This window comes from Paracoccus panacisoli, from assembly GCF_042435015.1.
Lineage (GTDB): Bacteria > Pseudomonadota > Alphaproteobacteria > Rhodobacterales > Rhodobacteraceae > Paracoccus > Paracoccus panacisoli.
The window spans coordinates 1-1,029 of the sequence record NZ_JBHMQU010000096.1; the positions used below are offsets into that span (position 1 = coordinate 1).

Annotated in this window: 1 pseudogene; it reads right to left on the reverse strand. The window is 62.8% G+C overall.

Annotated elements, in window-relative coordinates:
• Positions 1 to 1,025 (reverse strand): annotated as a pseudogene (locus ACFHYO_RS15685) (IS3 family transposase); the annotation flags it as partial.
• Positions 1,026 to 1,029: the final 4 nt, after the last annotated feature.

Here is a 1,029-nt window from a genome sequence, read left to right on the forward strand (position 1 = left end):
GTTATAGTCGGTGACCCAGGCAGCGATCAGGTCACGGGCATGGGCGATGTTGCGGAACAGGGCCTCGTTCAGAAGCTCGTCCCGCATCCTGCCGTTGAAGCTTTCGACGAACCCGTTCTGCATCGGCTTGCCCGGCGCAATGTAATGCCATTCGACCTTGTGCTCGGCGCACCACTTCAGGATCGCGTTCGATGTCAGCTCTGTCCCGTTATCGCTGACAATCATTCCAGGCCTGCCGCGGCGTTCGATCAGCGCCGTCAGTTCCCGAGCCACGCGGCGGCCCGAAATCGAGGTGTCCGGGATCGCCGCCAGACATTCGCGGGTGACGTCGTCAACCACGTTCAGCACCCGGAAGCGCCGCCCGCAGGCGAACTGGTCATGGACGAAGTCCAGCGACCACCGTGCATTGGCCCGTGTCTCGATCAGGATCGGTGCCCTCGTTCCGAGGGCCTTGCGGCGCGCTTTGCGTTTACGCACGGTTAAGCCCTCTTCTCGGTAAAGCCGATAGATGCGGTTGATCCCGGATGGCTCTCCCTCGCGCCTGAGCAGCACGAACAGCCGCCGGTAGCCGAACCTTCGCCGCTCGTTGGCCAGATCCCGCAACCGCCCGCGCAGCGCCGTGTCCGGCGCTCGCTGGGACTGGTAGCGCACCATCTTCCGGCTTACACAAGCCGCCCCGGCAATCTGGCACGCCCGCCGCTCCGACAGCCCGAGATGGGCCTTCAGGTGCGCGACAGCCTCGCGCTTCACGGCGGGCGTTACCACTTTTTTGACAGCAGTTCTTTCATTGCAGCCATGTCGAGCATCTGGTCAGCCAGCAAGCGCTTCAGCCTGGCGTTCTCGTCCTCGAGTGCCTTCAGCCGCTTCGCCTCCGACACCGTCATCCCGCCATACTTCGCCTTCCAAGCGTAAAATGTGCCTTCCGACATGCCGTGCTTGCGGCACAGATCTGCGCACTTCGCGCCGGCATCATGCTCCTGAAGGATACCGATAATCTGTTCCTCGGTCCGTCGTGCCTTCTTCATCTTC